General features: G+C 67.4%; 1 protein-coding gene. It reads right to left on the bottom strand.

Translation table 11 applies throughout. From position 1 onward, the window contains the following. Nucleotides 1-79 precede the first annotated feature (79 nt). Nucleotides 80-1,333, bottom strand: a 1,254-nt coding sequence (locus JYJ84_RS36830) for an aldehyde dehydrogenase family protein (RefSeq protein WP_205190315.1), incomplete at its 5' end; no start/stop codon positions are given.

Raw genomic sequence — 1,333 nt, 5'->3', positions numbered from 1 at the left:
GCCGCCATGAAAACCGGCACGCGGGCCGGCCCGATCGCCCGCCCGCGTGCCGTCGCGGCACCCTGCTGCTGCCCGCGCGTTACCGGCGCCGCACGACCATCAGCCGCGGCTCGGTCATGTCTTCGATCGCGTAACGAATCCCTTCGCGGCCGAGGCCCGAATCCTTCACGCCGCCATAGGGCATGTTGTCGACGCGGAACGACGGCACGTCGTTGATCACAACGCCGCCGACCTCCAGTTCGTCCCACGCGCGCTGCGCATGCGTGAGCGAATCGGTGAACACGCCGGCCTGCAGCCCGAAGTCGCTGTCGTTCACGCGCGCGAGCGCATCGTCGAACCGGTCGAACTTCTCGAGGATCGCAACGGGGCCGAACGCCTCCTTCCGGTAGAGGTCCTGCTCGTGCCCGACGTTTTCCAGGAGCGTCGCCTCGAACATCGCGCCATCGACCTTGCCGCCCGCGACGATCTTCGCGCCCGCCGCGACGGCCGCATCCATCCAGCCCGACAGCCGGCGCGATTCGGATTCGGAGATCATCGGGCCGACGAACGTCGACGGATCCTTCGGATCGCCCATCTTCAGCGAACGCGTCTTCGCGATCAGCTTCTCGCGCAGTACGTCGTACAGATCGGCATGCACGAGGATCCGCTGCACGCCGATGCAGCTCTGGCCCGACTGGTAGTACGCGCCGAACGCCAGACGCTCGACCACGTAGTCGAGCCGGTCGCGCTGGTCCGCATCGACGATCGCGGCCGCGTTGCCGCCGAGCTCCAGCACGACTTTCTTCTTGCCGGCCTTCTCCTTCAACGCCCAGCCGACGGCCGGCGAACCGGTGAACGACAGCAGCTTGAAACGCTCGTCGGTCGTGAACAGGTCGGCGCCGTCGCGGTGCGCGGGCAGCACCGAGAACGCGCCCTTCGGCAGATCGGTTTCCGCGAGCACCTCGCCGATGATCAGTGCGCCGATCGGCGTGCGGCTCGCGGGCTTCAGCACGAACGGACAACCGGCCGCGAGCGCCGGCGCGACCTTGTGCGCGGCGAGGTTCAGCGGAAAGTTGAACGGCGAGATGAACGAGCACGGGCCGACCGGTACGCGCTTCGTGTAGCCCGTATAGCCTTGCGCACGCGCGGAAATCTCGAGGTTGATGATCTCGCCGTCGATGCGCACCGATTCCTCGGACGCCACGCGGAACGTGTCGATCAGCCGCGTCACTTCGCCCTTCGAATCGTTGATCGGCTTGCCGACCTCGATGCACAGCGCCTCGGCCAGCTCGTCGAAGCGCTCGCGAAAGCGCGCGACGCAATGGTCGAGCACGGCCTGCCGCTTGTAGGCCGG

The organism is Burkholderia sp. LMG 13014 (assembly GCF_905232215.1).
Taxonomy (GTDB): Bacteria; Pseudomonadota; Gammaproteobacteria; order Burkholderiales; family Burkholderiaceae; genus Burkholderia.
This window is presented reverse-complemented; position numbering and strand designations above follow the sequence as displayed.